Annotated in this window: 18 protein-coding genes; 8 read left to right on the top strand and 10 right to left on the bottom strand. The window is 62.0% G+C overall.

The window, feature by feature from the left end:
- The first annotated feature begins 4 nt into the window (after positions 1-4).
- A complete protein-coding gene (aat, locus tag SINAR_RS0116495; protein WP_028000122.1) occupies positions 5-619 on the top strand; it encodes a leucyl/phenylalanyl-tRNA--protein transferase in 615 nt (204 codons plus the stop codon).
- A gap of 118 nt (positions 620-737) precedes the next feature.
- Entirely contained in the window at positions 738-1,667 is a 930-nt protein-coding gene (locus SINAR_RS0116490) for a DUF2167 domain-containing protein (RefSeq protein ID WP_028000121.1), read from the top strand.
- 28 nt (positions 1,668-1,695) lie between these two features.
- Here SINAR_RS0116490 and SINAR_RS0116485 read toward each other — a convergent pair whose 3' ends face one another.
- The 4 genes from SINAR_RS0116485 to gatB all read right to left on the bottom strand — a co-directional run bounded on the left by SINAR_RS0116485 (position 1,696) and on the right by gatB (position 4,838).
- On the bottom strand, positions 1,696-2,148 hold the full coding sequence (locus SINAR_RS0116485; protein WP_028000120.1) for a DUF2155 domain-containing protein: 453 nt from the start codon (positions 2,146-2,148) through the stop codon (positions 1,696-1,698).
- A 119-nt stretch (positions 2,149-2,267) separates the two neighbouring features.
- The gene (locus SINAR_RS0116480; RefSeq protein ID WP_028000119.1) at positions 2,268-2,663 is read right to left on the bottom strand and encodes an NADH:ubiquinone oxidoreductase subunit NDUFA12; all 396 of its coding nucleotides are present in this window, start codon (positions 2,661-2,663) and stop codon (positions 2,268-2,270) included.
- Between the two features lie 172 nt (positions 2,664-2,835).
- Positions 2,836-3,333, bottom strand: coding sequence for a GNAT family N-acetyltransferase (locus SINAR_RS0116475; RefSeq protein ID WP_028000118.1), 498 nt, complete (start codon positions 3,331-3,333; stop codon positions 2,836-2,838).
- Positions 3,334-3,335: 2 nt separating this feature from the next.
- Complete coding sequence (gene gatB / locus SINAR_RS0116470; RefSeq protein WP_028000117.1) at positions 3,336-4,838, bottom strand: Asp-tRNA(Asn)/Glu-tRNA(Gln) amidotransferase subunit GatB; 1,503 nt, start codon at positions 4,836-4,838, stop codon at positions 3,336-3,338.
- Positions 4,839-5,171: 333 nt separating this feature from the next.
- Between gatB and SINAR_RS0116465 the strand changes: the two genes are divergently transcribed.
- Positions 5,172-5,426 carry a YjhX family toxin gene (locus SINAR_RS0116465; protein ID WP_003533053.1) on the top strand — a complete coding sequence of 85 codons (255 nt, stop codon included), beginning with the start codon at positions 5,172-5,174 and terminating at the stop codon, positions 5,424-5,426.
- A 105-nt stretch (positions 5,427-5,531) separates the two neighbouring features.
- Here the strand turns inward: SINAR_RS0116465 and gatA are convergent, their stop codons facing one another.
- From gatA to SINAR_RS0116450, 3 genes are all read right to left on the bottom strand, one after another.
- Positions 5,532-7,013, bottom strand: coding sequence for an Asp-tRNA(Asn)/Glu-tRNA(Gln) amidotransferase subunit GatA (gatA, locus tag SINAR_RS0116460; protein WP_028000116.1), 1,482 nt, complete (start codon positions 7,011-7,013; stop codon positions 5,532-5,534).
- A 49-nt stretch (positions 7,014-7,062) separates the two neighbouring features.
- The gene (gatC, locus tag SINAR_RS0116455) at positions 7,063-7,350 is read right to left on the bottom strand and encodes an Asp-tRNA(Asn)/Glu-tRNA(Gln) amidotransferase subunit GatC (protein ID WP_028000115.1); all 288 of its coding nucleotides are present in this window, start codon (positions 7,348-7,350) and stop codon (positions 7,063-7,065) included.
- A gap of 106 nt (positions 7,351-7,456) precedes the next feature.
- Complete coding sequence (locus SINAR_RS0116450; protein ID WP_028000114.1) at positions 7,457-8,161, bottom strand: metal-dependent hydrolase; 705 nt, start codon at positions 8,159-8,161, stop codon at positions 7,457-7,459.
- A 155-nt stretch (positions 8,162-8,316) separates the two neighbouring features.
- On the opposite strand from SINAR_RS0116450, the gene ruvX reads away from it, so the two are divergent.
- On the top strand, positions 8,317-8,814 hold the full coding sequence (gene ruvX, locus SINAR_RS0116445) for a Holliday junction resolvase RuvX (protein WP_028000113.1): 498 nt from the start codon (positions 8,317-8,319) through the stop codon (positions 8,812-8,814).
- Here the strand turns inward: ruvX and SINAR_RS0116440 are convergent.
- Positions 8,748-9,083: a DUF6105 family protein gene (locus SINAR_RS0116440; protein WP_028000112.1), complete on the bottom strand. Its 336-nt coding sequence runs from the start codon at positions 9,081-9,083 to the stop codon at positions 8,748-8,750. The two genes, ruvX and SINAR_RS0116440, sit on opposite strands and share 67 nt — an antisense overlap.
- A complete protein-coding gene (locus SINAR_RS1000000137385; RefSeq protein ID WP_084617467.1) occupies positions 9,080-9,223 on the bottom strand; it encodes a hypothetical protein in 144 nt (47 codons plus the stop codon). The genes SINAR_RS0116440 and SINAR_RS1000000137385 overlap by 4 nt, the downstream gene beginning before the upstream one ends.
- On the opposite strand from SINAR_RS1000000137385, the gene SINAR_RS1000000137380 reads away from it, so the two are divergent.
- Together SINAR_RS1000000137380 and SINAR_RS0116430 are read left to right on the top strand one after the other, a co-directional pair.
- Positions 9,222-9,413, top strand: coding sequence for a hypothetical protein (locus SINAR_RS1000000137380; protein ID WP_167333604.1), 192 nt, complete (start codon positions 9,222-9,224; stop codon positions 9,411-9,413). The genes SINAR_RS1000000137385 and SINAR_RS1000000137380 overlap by 2 nt on opposite strands.
- Positions 9,414-9,436: 23 nt before the next feature.
- Positions 9,437-10,372, top strand: a complete 936-nt coding sequence (locus SINAR_RS0116430) for an AEC family transporter (protein ID WP_028000110.1) — start codon at positions 9,437-9,439, stop codon at positions 10,370-10,372.
- On the opposite strand, the gene SINAR_RS0116425 is transcribed toward SINAR_RS0116430, so the two are convergent.
- Positions 10,354-12,006 (bottom strand): acyl-CoA dehydrogenase family protein, encoded by a 1,653-nt coding sequence (locus SINAR_RS0116425; RefSeq protein ID WP_028000109.1) that lies wholly within the window; start codon positions 12,004-12,006, stop codon positions 10,354-10,356. The two genes, SINAR_RS0116430 and SINAR_RS0116425, sit on opposite strands and share 19 nt — an antisense overlap.
- A 143-nt stretch (positions 12,007-12,149) precedes the next feature.
- Between SINAR_RS0116425 and SINAR_RS0116420 the strand changes: the two genes are divergently transcribed.
- Positions 12,150-13,091, top strand: a complete 942-nt coding sequence (locus SINAR_RS0116420) for an aspartate carbamoyltransferase catalytic subunit (protein WP_028000108.1) — start codon at positions 12,150-12,152, stop codon at positions 13,089-13,091.
- Positions 13,088-14,380: a dihydroorotase gene (locus tag SINAR_RS0116415; protein WP_028000107.1), complete on the top strand. Its 1,293-nt coding sequence runs from the start codon at positions 13,088-13,090 to the stop codon at positions 14,378-14,380. Before SINAR_RS0116420 ends, SINAR_RS0116415 begins: the two co-directional genes overlap by 4 nt.
- The last annotated feature ends 31 nt before the right edge of the window (positions 14,381-14,411 follow it).

Genomic DNA, 14,411 nt, shown 5'->3' with positions numbered 1-14,411 from the left:
GACATTGAAGGAGACGCGCAGCAAACAACCGGACATCACGCCGGACATGTTGTTGCGCGCCTACTCAATCGGTCTTTTTCCAATGGCCGACTCGGCCGACGATCCGGAACTTTTCTGGGTCGAGCCCGAGATTCGCGGCATCATTCCGCTGGACCGGTTTCACATATCCCGCAGCCTCGCCAAGGCAATCCGCAGGCGTCCCTTCGAAATTCGCTTCGATACGGCATTCGCAGAAGTCGTCGAAGGGTGCGCGCAGCCAGCGCCCGACAGGCCCACCACCTGGATCAACGAGACGATCCGCTCGCTATATGCGGCGCTGCATAAGATGGGCCATGCGCACAGCGTCGAGGCCTGGGAGGGAGACACGCTCGTTGGCGGCCTCTACGGCGTTTCACTCGGCGCAGCCTTTTTCGGCGAGAGCATGTTCTCGCGGCGCACCGACGCCTCCAAGATCTGCCTCGTCCATCTGGTGGAGCGGTTGAGGTCAAAGGGCTTTCAACTCCTCGACACGCAGTTCACCACCGAACACCTGAAGTCTTTCGGCGCAGTCGACGTGCCGAAGGTCCAGTACGAAGTTCTGCTCGCGAGAGCGATCGCCTCGCCAAACCTGGATTTTTGAGGTACTGCTCCGGGGAACGCCGACTTTCCTGTTGCGTAAACTCTCTCGGGAAATTCTCCCAAGGGTTGCATTTCATCCCGGCACTCGACTAAGCTCTGGTTTCAATCAGGGGCTCGGGATGAAAAGATTCGTTTTAGTATTTTACATCTTCACAATCTTTGCGGCGAGTTCGCAGGCAAAGACCTATCGTGAAGTGTTCGGCGGTCCTTCGAACCTTCTGCCGGAATATGCTTCCATTGTAGAGTCGCTGGATTTCAAGCAGGGCCCCGTCACACTTGCCGGCGCCAACGCTAAGCTGAATGTGCCGGACGACTTCTATTTCCTTGGCCCGGCAGATACCCGGAAGGTCCTCGTCGATCTCTGGGGCAACCCTCCACATTCGGCCGAGGGCTATCTGGGAATGATTTTCCCAACTAGATACGCTCCGGAATCGGAAGGCGCGTGGGGCTCGGTGATCGACTATCTGAACGACGGCTATGTTTCCGATTCCGATGCGCTGACGACCGACTTCGACGAGTTGTTAAGCCAACTGAAGGCGGCGACGGCGGAAGCGAATACCGAGCGCGAGAAGCGGGGATATGACCCCATAACGCTGGTGGGATGGGCATCGCCGCCACATTATGACCTTGCCACACACACGATGCATTGGGCGCGCGACCTGGTCTTCGGCAAGGACTTCAGTGCACCGCACACGCTCAATTATTCGATTCGCATCCTCGGCAGGGAGGGCGTCCTACAGATGAATTTCGTCGCCGGCCTGGACCAATTGGAAGAGATCAAGGCGGGCTTGCCGAGCGTCACCGAAATGGTGCGCTTCGATGCGGGTAAAGCCTATGCGGACTTCCAGGAGGGCGACAAGGTCGCGGCTTACGGAATGGCCGGATTGATAGCCGCCGGAGCGGGTGCGAAGATTGCCGCGAAAGCCGGCCTTCTGGCGCTTGCACTCGCCTTCCTGAAAAAGGGCGGATTCCTGATCGTGCTCGCCGGCGCCGCGATCGCACAATTCCTGAGGGGGCTGCTCGGTCGCAAGACACCACCCGCCGCCTGACGAAATCAAGTGAATCCGCGGTGAAGCTCTATTGCTTTGCCGCAGTGTCCGGAGGCGGGACGTCCGACGAGGTCTTGCAGGATTGCAGCCACACGTCATAGACGGGGTGCTCGACGGCATTGAGGCCGGGGCTGTCTGCGAACATCCAGCCGGTGAAGATGCGACGGATCTTGCGGTCGAGGGTGATCTCGTCCACCTCGACGAAAGTGGTCGTCTTCGGCGCTTCCGTCTCGTCGCGGCTGTAGCAGACGCGCGGAGTTACCTGCAGCGCACCGAACTGCACCGTTTCACCGATATAGACGTCAAAGCTGGTGATACGGCCGGTAATCTTGTCGATGCCGGAGAAGACCGCGACGGCATTGGGAAGGCGTGCCGCCTGCGCGGTTTCGACGGTAGACGTCACCGGAGCGGCAAGGAGAAGGGCAAGGGCCGCAAGCCGCCCTGCCCGGCCAATCAAATCCCGCAGACAGAAACCCGCCATTACCGCCAATCCCCCGCACATTGCTGTTAGTCCCGGATGGACTTCAGGCGCTAAACCCGAAATGTGGCTGCGCCGTGATCGTCCCGCAAGTCGCGGGATGATACCCGAAGAGCCCGGGCTCAGGAGCGCGGCGTCCAGGCGTCGTAGTCGCCGGTCACACGCGGGCGCTTGCCGGCGCCGGCGATCGACCCCTTCGGCCGGTAGGCATTGGGCGTACCGGTCGGGTTGGCGCGGTGCGGCTTCTGCCACTCGCGGACGACATATTTCTCGTCGGCGGGGGAGACGTCGGTGCGGTGATGCATCCAGCCATGCCAGCCCGGCGGGATCGCAGATGCCTCGGCGGGGCCGTTGTAGATCACCCAACGCCGTGTGCGTCCTTCGGAGTCCTTGCCGCCCTGATAGTAGACGTTGCCGAACTCGTCTTCCCCGACGCGCTGGCCATGGCGCCAGGTGTGAAACCGGGTACCGATCGTCTGTCCGTTCCACCAGGTGAAAATCTGCAGCAGGAGCTTCATAGGCATCGTCCTTTACCGGCCGATGGGAGCCAGCCGGATATCAAAATCTCGCCCCCGCTTATGCCGCGCCGCTTCCGGCTTGTCCAGTGATTCCGCTCTTGGCTGCGGGTCATTCCACCTGCATCTCGAAGCCGAAGCGGCTGTGTCGCATCGATGCGAGCGGCGTCAAAGGTCAGGAAAGGCGCTTCTCCAGGATGAGCGCCGGTATTCCGGACTGCTCGTCACCGCAACTGGATGTCTTTGCGACTTCCACAAATCCGTGCGCGCGATAAAAGGCGAGCGCGTGCAGGTTCTGCGGCTCCACCTCCACCCGCATGCGTTCCGCATCCGGGAAGCAGGTCTCGAGCTCCGCGAACATGTCGCGACCGACGCCATGGCGTTGATACTTCGGCAGGACATAGAGCTGGTGCAGGACGACCGTCTTTTCCAGCGACTCGGACATGGCGGCATAGCCCATCCCGGCAAGCTCGCTGCCGTTGTCGGCGACGACAAACTCGGAATGCTTGCGCTGCAGCCGCGCTCGAAGAGCCTCGATGGAATGCCACTTCGCCGTCAGTTCATTGACCTTCTCGACACCGTAGAACGTATCGTATGTCACGTGCCACGTCTCGGCGAGCAAAGCGCGAACCTTCTCGAGGTCGCGCTCGCTCGCGGTACGGACGAAGAACATCGTCACTCCTCGATGCCGAGCTTGGATTTCACCAGGGCCTGTACCGCCTGCGGATTGGCTTTGCCGCCGGTCGCCTTCATCACCTGCCCGACAAACCATCCCGCAAGCGACGGCTTCGCCTTCGCCTTTTCCACCTGGTCGGGATTGGCGGCGATAATCTCGTCGACCGCCTTCTCGATCGCCCCGGTATCGGTGACCTGCTTCATGCCGCGGCTCTCGACGATCTCGGCCGGATCGCCGCCTTCGTTCCAGAGGATTTCGAAGAGGTCCTTGGCGAGCTTACCGGAGATGGTGCCGTTCTTGATGAGATCGACGATGCCGCCAAGCTGCGCCGGCGAGACCGGCGTTTCCTCGATGGTCTTTCCGGCCTTGTTCAGAGCGCCGAGAAGGTCGTTGATGACCCAGTTCGCCGCCGCCTTGCCATCGCGGCCATCGGCTACCGCCTCGAAGTAATCGGCGATCGCCTTTTCCGAAACGAGCACCGAGGCGTCATAAACCGAAAGACCGAGATCGCGAACGAAGCGTTCCTTCTTGTCGTCGGGCAATTCCGGAAGATCGGTTTTCAACGCTTCCACGAAAGCATCGTCGAATTCGAGTGGCAGGAGATCCGGATCGGGGAAGTAGCGGTAATCGTGCGCCTCCTCTTTCGAGCGCATCGAGCGAGTCTCGCCCTTGTTGGCGTCGAAGAGCCGCGTCTCCTGGTCGATCGCGCCGCCATCCTCGAGGATGGCGATCTGGCGACGGGCCTCATATTCGATCGCCTGGCCGACGAAACGGATCGAGTTGACGTTCTTGATCTCGCAACGCGTGCCGAAAGCTTCGCCGGGGCGGCGAACCGAAACGTTGACGTCCGCGCGCATGGAGCCCTCGTCCATGTTGCCGTCGCACGTGCCGAGATAACGCAGGATCGACCGGAGCTTGGTGAGATAGGCCTTCGCCTCGTCAGACGAACGCAGGTCCGGCTTCGAGACGATCTCCATCAGCGCGACGCCCGACCGGTTGAGATCGACATAGGACATGGCGGGATGCTGGTCATGCATCGACTTGCCGGCATCCTGCTCCAGATGCAGGCGCTCGATGCCGATCTCGACATCCTCGAACTGGCCCTTGCGATCCGGACCGACGGAAATGATGATCTTGCCCTCGCCGACGATCGGGTCCTTGTATTGCGAGATCTGGTAGCCCTGCGGCAGGTCCGGATAAAAATAGTTCTTCCGGTCGAAGATCGAGCGATTGTTGATCTTTGCCTTCAAGCCGAGGCCGGTGCGTACGGCCTGCTTGACGCACTCCTCGTTGATGACGGGAAGCATGCCGGGCATGGCGGCATCGACGAGCGAAACATTGGCATTCGGCTCCGACCCGAACTCGGTCGACGCACTGGAGAACAGCTTCGAATTGCTCAGCACCTGCGCATGGACCTCCATGCCGATGATGACCTCCCAGTCGCCGGTGGCGCCCGGGATAAAGCGTTTCGGATCAGGAGTGCGTACGTCGACGATGCTCATGTCATGCTCTTCTTTGAAGCCTGAATTCGTGGTTTCTCGGTAGAGCAATTGGTTCTGCGGTGCAAGGCTTGTGAGGCGTGAGCCCGGCCCTGGACGAGGCGAACGACCTGGCCCTCAGCCTCATTGCAACCTTGACGTTCGTTCACCCATTCTCTAAAAATCCGCCGTCCAGATGGAGTCTTTATGGTCAATCAGTCTGAGTCCCGGTAAGGGCCCTGCCCGCTTTCACTGAAGAGCGTGCACGGGCCGGAAACGTGAACCCCGCTTGTCACTGGATGATTTGCGGAACGTTTTTTTGCGTTCTGACGAACGCTATTCCGGAATACTCGAACGATGGACATTTCGCGCGCAGAACAGCGCATTCTTCACCATTTGGCCCAGGGGGGCCGTATTGAAATCACCCGCGAGGGCAAGGCAATCGCCGAGATTCGCTGCTTTACGAGAGACGGCTGGGTCTATCCAGGCGTCGATCTCGAGCTTTTCCGCAAGCTGAAACGGAAGAGAGCGATCAAGTCGTCCGCCGGCAAGCCCTATCGCATTACCGAACGCGGGCTACATCTTGTCAGATCGGAACTCAACAACCGCTGAGCGCCGGCTATGCAACTTGTATTGGATACCGGAGATATCGTCTCCGGTATCCAAAATCCGGTCGGCATCGCCGAGATTCCGCCGGCTTGCGGCCCCTTTACGCCGTCACCACCATTTGGACGGCGTGAAGCGGCCGGCTGCCTGCTCGATAACATGGGCCGTCTTGAACAGCGTTTCTTCCTCGAAGGGTTTGCCGATGAGCTGCAGGCCGAGCGGCAGCCCCTTATGGTCGAGCCCGCCGGGTACCGCAATGCCCGGAAGGCCGGCCATGTTCACGGTCACCGTGAAGATGTCGTTCAGATACATTTTCACCGGATCGGATGCGAGGTCCTCATCGGCGATGCCGAAGGCGGAGGACGGCGTGGCCGGCGTCAGGATCGCTTCGACGCCCGCTTGGAAGGCGAGCTCGAAGTCACGCTTGATCAGGGTCCGGACCTTCTGCGCGCGCAGGTAATAGGCATCGTAATAGCCCGCAGAAAGCACATAAGTGCCGATCATGATACGACGCTTGACCTCCTGGCCGAAGCCGGCGGCGCGCGTCTTCTCATACATGTCGATGATGTCCTTGCCGTCGACGCGCAGACCGTATCGTACGCCGTCATAGCGCGCGAGGTTGGACGACGCTTCGGCCGGCGCGACGATGTAGTAAGCGGGCAGCGCGTAATTCGTGTGCGGCAGCGAGATATCGACGATCTCGGCGCCTGCGTCCCTGAGCCAAGCAACGCCCTGCTGCCATAGCGCCTCGATCTCCTCCGGCATGCCGTCGACGCGGTATTCCTTGGGAATACCTATCCGCATGCCCCTGATCGATTGGCCGATCGCGGATTCGTAGTCCGGTACCGGCAGATCAACGGATGTCGTGTCCTTCGGGTCGATGCTCGCCATCGACTTCAGCAGGATCGCCGCATCGCGCACGTCGCGCGCGATCGGGCCCGCCTGGTCGAGCGATGATGCGAAGGCGACGACGCCCCAGCGCGAGCAGCGGCCATAGGTCGGCTTGATGCCGACGGTACCGGTGAAAGCCGCCGGCTGGCGGATCGAACCGCCGGTATCGGTCGCGGTGGCGCCGGCACAAAGGCGCGCCGCGACCGCGGCCGCCGATCCGCCGGAAGAGCCGCCCGGAACGAGGTCCAGATTGGACCCTTTGGCGCGCCACGGGTTCTTGACCGGCCCGTAATAGGAGGTCTCGTTGGACGAGCCCATCGCGAACTCATCCATGTTCAACTTGCCGAGCATCACGGCGCCGTCGTTCCAGAGGTTTTGGGTCACGGTCGACTCGTAGCGCGGCTTGAACCCGTCGAGTATGTGGCTGCATGCTTGCGTGTGGATGCCCTCCGTGCCGAAGAGATCCTTGATACCAAGCGGGATACCCTCGAGCGCGCCGGCCTTGCCGGCCGCAATGCGGGCGTCCGAGGCCTTTGCCATCTCGAGCGCCTTTTCCGGCGTGACGGCGACATAGGCGTTGATTATCTCATTGGCTGCCTCGATCGCGGCAAGATAGGCGTCGGTTAATTCGACCGCGGTGATTTCCTTGGCGGAAAGCTTCGCGCGGGCTTCGGCGATCGTAAGGCTCGTAAGGTCGGTCATGGTGCAATCGGACTTTCGCATTCGGAACGGCGGGGCGGAGGCGAGGTGGTTACTCCACCACCTTAGGAACGAGGAAGAAGTTGCGATCCGAATTCGGCGCATTGGCGACAACGTCGTCCGCCTTGTCACCATCCGCGACGATGTCGTCGCGCTTCTTCATCTTCATCGGCATCACCGACGTCATCGGCTCGACGCCGTCGACATTCACTTCGGAGAGTTGCTCGACGAAGCCCAGGATACCGTTGAGTTCGCTGGTCATCCGTTCGGCTTCCTGATCGCTGACGGCGATGCGGGCAAGGCGCGCGACGCGCTTCACGGTGGCAAGGTCTACGGACATGATCGTCTCCGGTATCGCAAAGTTTCCCCCGCTATAAAGGCGAGTTGGACAACGTGCAACTCGCGAATATCGCCGGCCCGGCTTCCGGCCGGGCTGCGCTCTTCCTTTAGAGGGTCACTGTGCCGCCGACCTCGGGCGTGGCGACCAATGTCGAGGCACCGTCCATGCCGGCAATGAAGGTCTCCGGCGTCTGGTCGATGATCGGGAAGGAGCCGTAGTGGCACGGGATCGCCGTGTTGAACTTGAAGTATCGCTGGCATGCGAGCGCGGCCACGGCACCCCCCATGGTGAAACGGTCCCCGATGGGCACGATGCCGATTTCCGGCTCGTGCAGTTCCTGCACGAGCGCCATATCGGAGAAGATGTCCGTGTCGCCCATGTGATAGAGCGTCGGCTCATCGTCGAAATGCAGAACGAGGCCATTGGCGTTGCCGAGCGAGTGCGAAACGCCGTCGTCGGTGATCTGGGCCGACGAGTGCAGCGCGTTGACGAACGTCGCAGAGAAACTGCCGAGCTGAATCGTGCCGCCCGTATTGCCTGGCTCCAGCTTCGAAACGCCCTGCCGACCGAGCCACATGCAGAGGTCGAAATTGGCAAGGACGGTGGCGCCCGTTTCCTTGGCGATCGCGACGGTGTCGCCGACATGGTCGCCATGGCCGTGGGTGAGCAGAATGTGGGTCAATCCCGCCGCTGCGGCCTTGCGCTCCTCCTCCCGAAAGGCCGGATTGCCGGTGAAAAACGGATCTATCAGAATTTTGGCTTTCGCCGTTTCGATGTGGAAGGCGGAGTGGCCCAGCCATTTGATATTCATGATGTTCTCCCGACTCTTTGAAACGGCGCGCCTCCGATGCGACTCACGACGCTGGATGTGCCCGCATCGGCCCGGCGATTAAAGTGATCGATTTATCTGTAGGACAAGCATATGGATCAGACCAGCGCACTGGAAAGATCGAATCGGTAAATCAAATGACAATTCTCAGGATGGAGGAACTCGCCGAACGGCTGCCGCCATACCAGGCGATCGCGGGCCTGGACCTTGGTACGAAAACGATCGGCCTTTCGGTTTCCGATCTCGGCCGGCGCTTTGCGACGCCGCGCGACGTGATCCGCCGCGTCAAGTTCGGCGCCGACGCGCAGGCTCTCCTGTCGTTTGCGGAGAAGGAAAAGATCGCGGCCTTCATCATCGGTCTGCCGGTGAACATGGACGGCTCGGAGGGGCCCCGCTGCCAGGCTACGCGAGCCTTCGTGCGCAATATGGGGGAGAAAACGGATATTCCCTTCGTTCTCTGGGACGAACGCCTGTCGACGGTTGCGGCGGAGCGGGCATTGATCGAAATGGACGTATCGCGCAAGAAGCGCGCCGAACGCATCGACTCGGCCGCCGCTTCCTTCATTCTTCAAGGAGCGCTGGACAGGTTGGAATTGCTTGCGAGGGGCGCTTCCGGCGATCGGGGCGCGCCGTAGCGACGCCGATACCAGGTCGCGATCTGCCGCCGTTTCCGGAGTGCCACAAGGCCGAACACGATCAGGCTGTCGACGATCATCGCCCGGGCGACGAGCGGGGGAATGGCTTCCGGCGGCATTCCCAGGACGTTCCCATAAATCCGGAAGACGAGGTCGTGCGCCTCGCGCGTCAGCATGAAGACGCCGAAGCTCATGTCGTAATAGGAGAGCCCGTACCAGCCGGTCAGCAGCACCACAGGGCCGCCCCAAAGGATCAGCAACCACTTCATGGAGCCGTCCTCCCCGCATGCCGGCCGCGAAAGAGCGGGTAAATCGCACGATCGAGCAGGACGAATGCGGTCAGGACGCCCGCGAGGCTTGCTACGTCGAGCGCCAGGCCGGCGAAGAAGATCACCAAGATGATCAGCATGGCAGCTCTCACCGACCGCTCCGTCCTTCGTGAAAATCGCAGCCCCAGTATCTCCATCTCGGAGACAGAAGCGCAACGTGAACCATTTGTTAAGGTTAATATTCACAGCGGTCGCCGGCTTGCGGTTGCCTGTTCAGCGCTCTACAGCGAGTTTGCGCGTCTCGCGGGAGGTGTGACGCTGCACGCGTGAACCTCCGCCTGCCTGGAGCCCTGATGACCGTCGTTTTCGAAAGCATTCTTCCCGTCTTCCTGCTCGTGCTACTCGGCGTCGCGCTGCGACGCTCGACGCTTGTCGACCAGGGGCTATGGATCGGGCTCGAGCAGTTCGGATATTATTTTCTCTTCCCCGCCCTCCTCTTCTCGACGCTGGCGAAAGCGGACCTGGCCGGCCTCGAGGCCGATGCGACGGCGGTCGCTACGGTCGGAAGCGTGACATTGATGTCGGCCGCACTCCTCTCGGCCTGGCCTGTCTTGCGCAAGAGCGGCATTTCCGCCGCCACCTTCACGTCGATCTTCCAGACGGCAACGCGATGGAACGCCTTCATAGCGCTCGCCGTTGCAGAGAAGCTCTACGGCGCGATCGGCCTCAGCCTGACGGCGCTCGTCATGGCGCTGCTCATCATCCCGATCAATTTCTACAATATCGCCGTTCTGACCTGGTTCGGCAGCGGCAAGCGCGGGCTCGGATTCTTCTTTTTGAAGATCATCACCAACCCTCTGATCATCTCGTCGGCGCTCGGCATATTTTTCAATCTTACCGGCCTCGACCTTTACGCACCGATGATGACGGCGATCGATATGCTGGCGAGCGCCTCACTGGCCCTCGGCCTGATTCTGGTCGGCGCCGGCCTCAAAATCGCCGACGCGCTGACACCGAGCATGCCGGCGCTCTTCGGGGTCGCCCTCAAGCTGATCGTCATGCCGATGTTCATGGTGGGCGCCGGCGCGATTCTCGGCATTCGGGGAGATGCCCTGCTCGTCATCGCCGTCGGCGCGGCCGTCCCGACCGCGATGAACGGCTATCTTCTGGCAAAGCAGATGGGAGGAGATGCGGAGCTTTATGCTTCCGTCGCGACGATCCAGACGGCGGCCTCGTTCCTGACCATTCCGCTCGTGCTCTTCATTACCGCCTACGTTGCGGCCGGATAGAGCAGATCGAGGATGTAGGCCGAATCGAAACGCGAATCGAGCATGCCATAGGTCGAGCGCCAGCCGGCGGCGAGGCGCGATTCCAGAAATGCATCGGCAATGCGCCCTGCCCCCAGCCGGTAGAGCTCGGCGGCAGCCGCCGCGAGAGCCAATTGTTCGACCAGCATGCGCGCCGCGCCCTCGTCGCGCTCGCAGAGCGACATGGCGGCACGCAGAACGTCGATCGTCTTGCGCCCGGCGGGACCGAGATCGCGCCCAATCGTCGCGAAAAGCTGTTCGAACAGTTCCTTGCGGCGCCCAAGTACCCGCAGGACATCGAGCGCCATCACATTGCCGGAACCTTCCCAGATCGCATTCACCGGCGCCTCACGGTAGTGGCGTGCAAGCGCCCGCTCTTCGACATAGCCGTTGCCGCCCAGGCACTCCATGGCTTCATAGATCAGGGCGGGGGCGATCTTGCAGCACCAGTACTTCGCAACCGGCGTCATAATGCGGGCATAGGCCGCATCCTCGGCGCTGCTATGAGCGTTGTCGAAAGCTTCGGCGAGACGGAACGACAGCGCGCTTGCGGCCGCGACATCCAGCGCCATGTCGGCAAGCACCCTGGTCATCATCGGCTGACTGACGAGCGCCTTGCCGAAGACCTTGCGGCCGCGGGTATGGTGCACGGCCTCGGCGAGCGATGCACGCATCATTCCGGCCGAGGCCAGCGCGCAATCGAGCCGGGTCAGCGTCACCATATCGAGGATCGTGCGGATGCCGGCATCCGGGCTTCCGAGCAGAAAGCCGAACGTGTCCGAGAACTCGACCTCGGAGGAGGCATTGGAACGGTTGCCCAGCTTGTCCTTCAGGCGCTGGAAACGCAGGCCGTTCGCCCCGCCGTCCTCGAGCAGTCGGGGGACGAGGAAGCAGCCAAGCCCCTCCCGGGTCTGTGCCAGCATGACGAAGGCGTCGCTCATCGGCGCGGACATGAACCACTTGTGTCCGGTGAGACGATAAATGCCCTCGCCCACGCGTTCGGCCGTGGACGTATTGGCGCGCACATCCGTGCCGCCCTGCTTCTCGGTCATGCCCATGCCGATAGTGACGGCGGACTTCTGCATCCACGGCCGGTTGGACGAGTCATATTTTCGCGAGAGTATCTTCGGCGCCCATTCCTTCTGGACGGCGGGCGAAGCGGTAATCGCCGCGACCGAGGCACTGGTCATCGTCAGCGGGCAGAGATGGCCGCATTCGAGCTGCGCGGTCAGATAGAAGCGGATCGCCCTAACCCTGTGCGAGCGGCCGCGCTCGTCGGGCAAATTCTCCCAGGCGGAAGAATGCAGGCCGGTGGTCATGGATCGGCGCATCAACGCATGCCAGGCGGGATGGAACTCTACGACGTCGAGGCGCTCGCCACGGGGGCCGTGCGTCTTCAGTTTCGGCGCGCCTTCATTGGCCATGCGGGCCAGTTCCTGCGCCTCGGGCGAGGTCACGTAGCGCCCGAGCCCGTCGAACTCCTCGCGCAGCGTCTTCGGCATGCTGGACGTGATGTCGACCACCAACGGGTCGGAGCGAAAGGCGTTAACACCGGACCAGGGCTTGGGCTGGTTCAGTTCTGCAAGTTTCTGTTCGGTCCGGTTCATCTGATTCATGAGCCGGTTTTAGAGCCTTTCCTGTCTAAATGGAAACAATTCTGTTGGCTCAAGTTTTCTTCGGAACGGACGGCGCACCGCTTGCCGCGCCGGGGTCCACGTTCTATAGAGCGACCCGAATTCCAGAAATGCAAGGGCGGCTCATGATCACCTTCCCGCATCGCCACCTGCTCGGCATCAAGGGGCTGACGGAACAGGATATCACGCTCCTGCTCGATCGCGCCGACGAAGCCGTCAAGATCTCTCGGCAGAGGGAGAAGAAGACCTCCTCGCTGCGGGGGCTCACACAGATCAATCTGTTCTTCGAAGCCTCGACGCGGACGCAGTCTTCGTTCGAGCTAGCCGGAAAGCGGCTCGGTGCGGACGTCATGAACATGTCGGTCGGCAACTCCTCTGTGAAGAAAGGCGAGACGCTGATCGATACGGCGATGACGCTGAACGCCATGCACCCGGACGTGCTGGTCGTTCGCCACTCGTCGGCCGGGGCTGCCTCGCTGCTTGCTCAGAAGGTCTCCTGCTCGGTGGTGAACGCCGGCGACGGCCAGCACGAGCACCCGACGCAGGCGCTGCTCGACGCGCTGACGATCCGGCGTGCCAAGGGCAAGCTCTCGCGGATCATCGTGGCGATCTGCGGCGACGTCCTCCACTCGCGCGTTGCCCGCTCGAATATCCTGCTTTTGAACCAGATGGGCGCCCGGGTGCGGGTCGTCGCCCCGGCGACACTGCTTCCCGCCGGCATCGCCGAGATGGGGGCCGAGGTCTACCACTCCATGCCCGAAGGCCTTAAGGATGCGGACGTGGTGATGATGCTGAGACTTCAGCGCGAGCGTATGGCCGGCTCTTTCGTGCCGTCGGTGCGTGAATATTTCCATTATTATGGCCTGGACGCCGAAAAGCTGAAGGCCGCGAAGGAAGACGCGCTCGTCATGCATCCGGGGCCGATGAACCGCGGCGTGGAGATCGCCTCGGAAATCGCCGACGGGCCGCAAAGCGTGATCGAGCAGCAGGTCGAGATGGGCGTCGCCGTGCGCATGGCCGTGATGGAGACATTGCTTCTTTCGCAGAACCGGGGGCCGCGCCTATGACCAGAGCACTCGTTCTGCAGAACCTGCGTATCGTAGATCCGTCGCGAAACCTGGACGAAAACGGCACCATCGTCGTCGGTAGCGACGGCCGTATCCTCGCGGCGGGAAAGGGTGCCCAGAACCAGGGCGTGCCTGCGGGCGCCTTCGTCAAGGATTGCGCCGGTCTCACCGCCGTCCCGGGATTGGTCGATGCGCGCGTCTTCGTCGGCGAGCCGGGCAGCGAGCATCGCGAGACGATCGAATCGGCCTCGCGTGCGGCGGCGACCGGCGGCGTCACTTCCTTCATCGCCATGCCGGATACCGATCCGGTGATCGACGAGATCGCGCTGGTCGAGTTCGTGCAGAAGACCGCGCGCGACAAGGCGCTCGTCAACGTCCATCCGGCGGCGGCCCTGACCAAAGGTTTGCTCGGCCAGGAAATGACCGAGATCGGGTTGCTTCGCGATGCAGGCGCCGTCTGCTTCACCAACGGGCGACAGCCGGTCCACGACACGCTGGTGCTTCGGCGCGCCATGACCTATGCGCGCGAATTCGGTGCGGTCATTGCGCTCGAGACCCGCGACAGATATCTCGGCGCCAATGGCGTCATGAATGAAGGGCTGCTGGCGAGTTGGCTCGGCCTTCCGGGCGTGCCGCGCGAAGCCGAGATCATTCCGCTCGAACGCGACCTGCGCATCGCCGGCCTGACGCGTGCCGCCTACCACGCGGCCAAGGTTTCCCTTCCCGAATCGGCCGAGGCCATACGCAATGCCCGGGAGCGCGGCATCAACGTCACCGGCGGCATTTCGATCAACCACCTGACGCTGAACGAGAACGACATCGGCGAATACAGGACCTTCTTCAAGCTCTCGCCGCCCCTGCGCACCGAGGACGATCGCTTCGCGATGGTCGAGGCGCTGGCCAATGGCACGATCGACATCATCGTCTCGTCTCATGATCCGCAGGACGTCGACACCAAGCGCCTGCCCTTCGCGGATGCGGCGGATGGGGCGATCGGGCTCGAGACGCTGGCGGCAGCGGCGCTGCGCCTCTATCACAGCGGCCAGGTGCCGCTGATGCGGCTGATCGATGCTCTATCAACCCGCCCGGCCGCGATCTTCGGCCTGGATGCCGGCACGCTGAAGCCCGGCGCGCGGGCAGACATCGCCGTCATCGATCTTGACGAGCCTTGGGTTCTCCACAAGGAGGCGCTCGTCTCGCGTTCCAAGAACACGCCTTTCGAAAATGCACGCTTTACCGGACGGGTCGTCCAAACCTATGTTGCGGGCAAACTCGTGCATTCGGCATAACCGGAGCGGGTCAACGGAAGGGGGGACCGGT

It is taken from the genome of Sinorhizobium arboris LMG 14919 (assembly GCF_000427465.1).
Lineage (GTDB): Bacteria > Pseudomonadota > Alphaproteobacteria > Rhizobiales > Rhizobiaceae > Sinorhizobium > Sinorhizobium arboris.
Note: the sequence above shows the minus strand (reverse complement) of the source record. Positions and strands in the feature narration are given on the sequence as shown.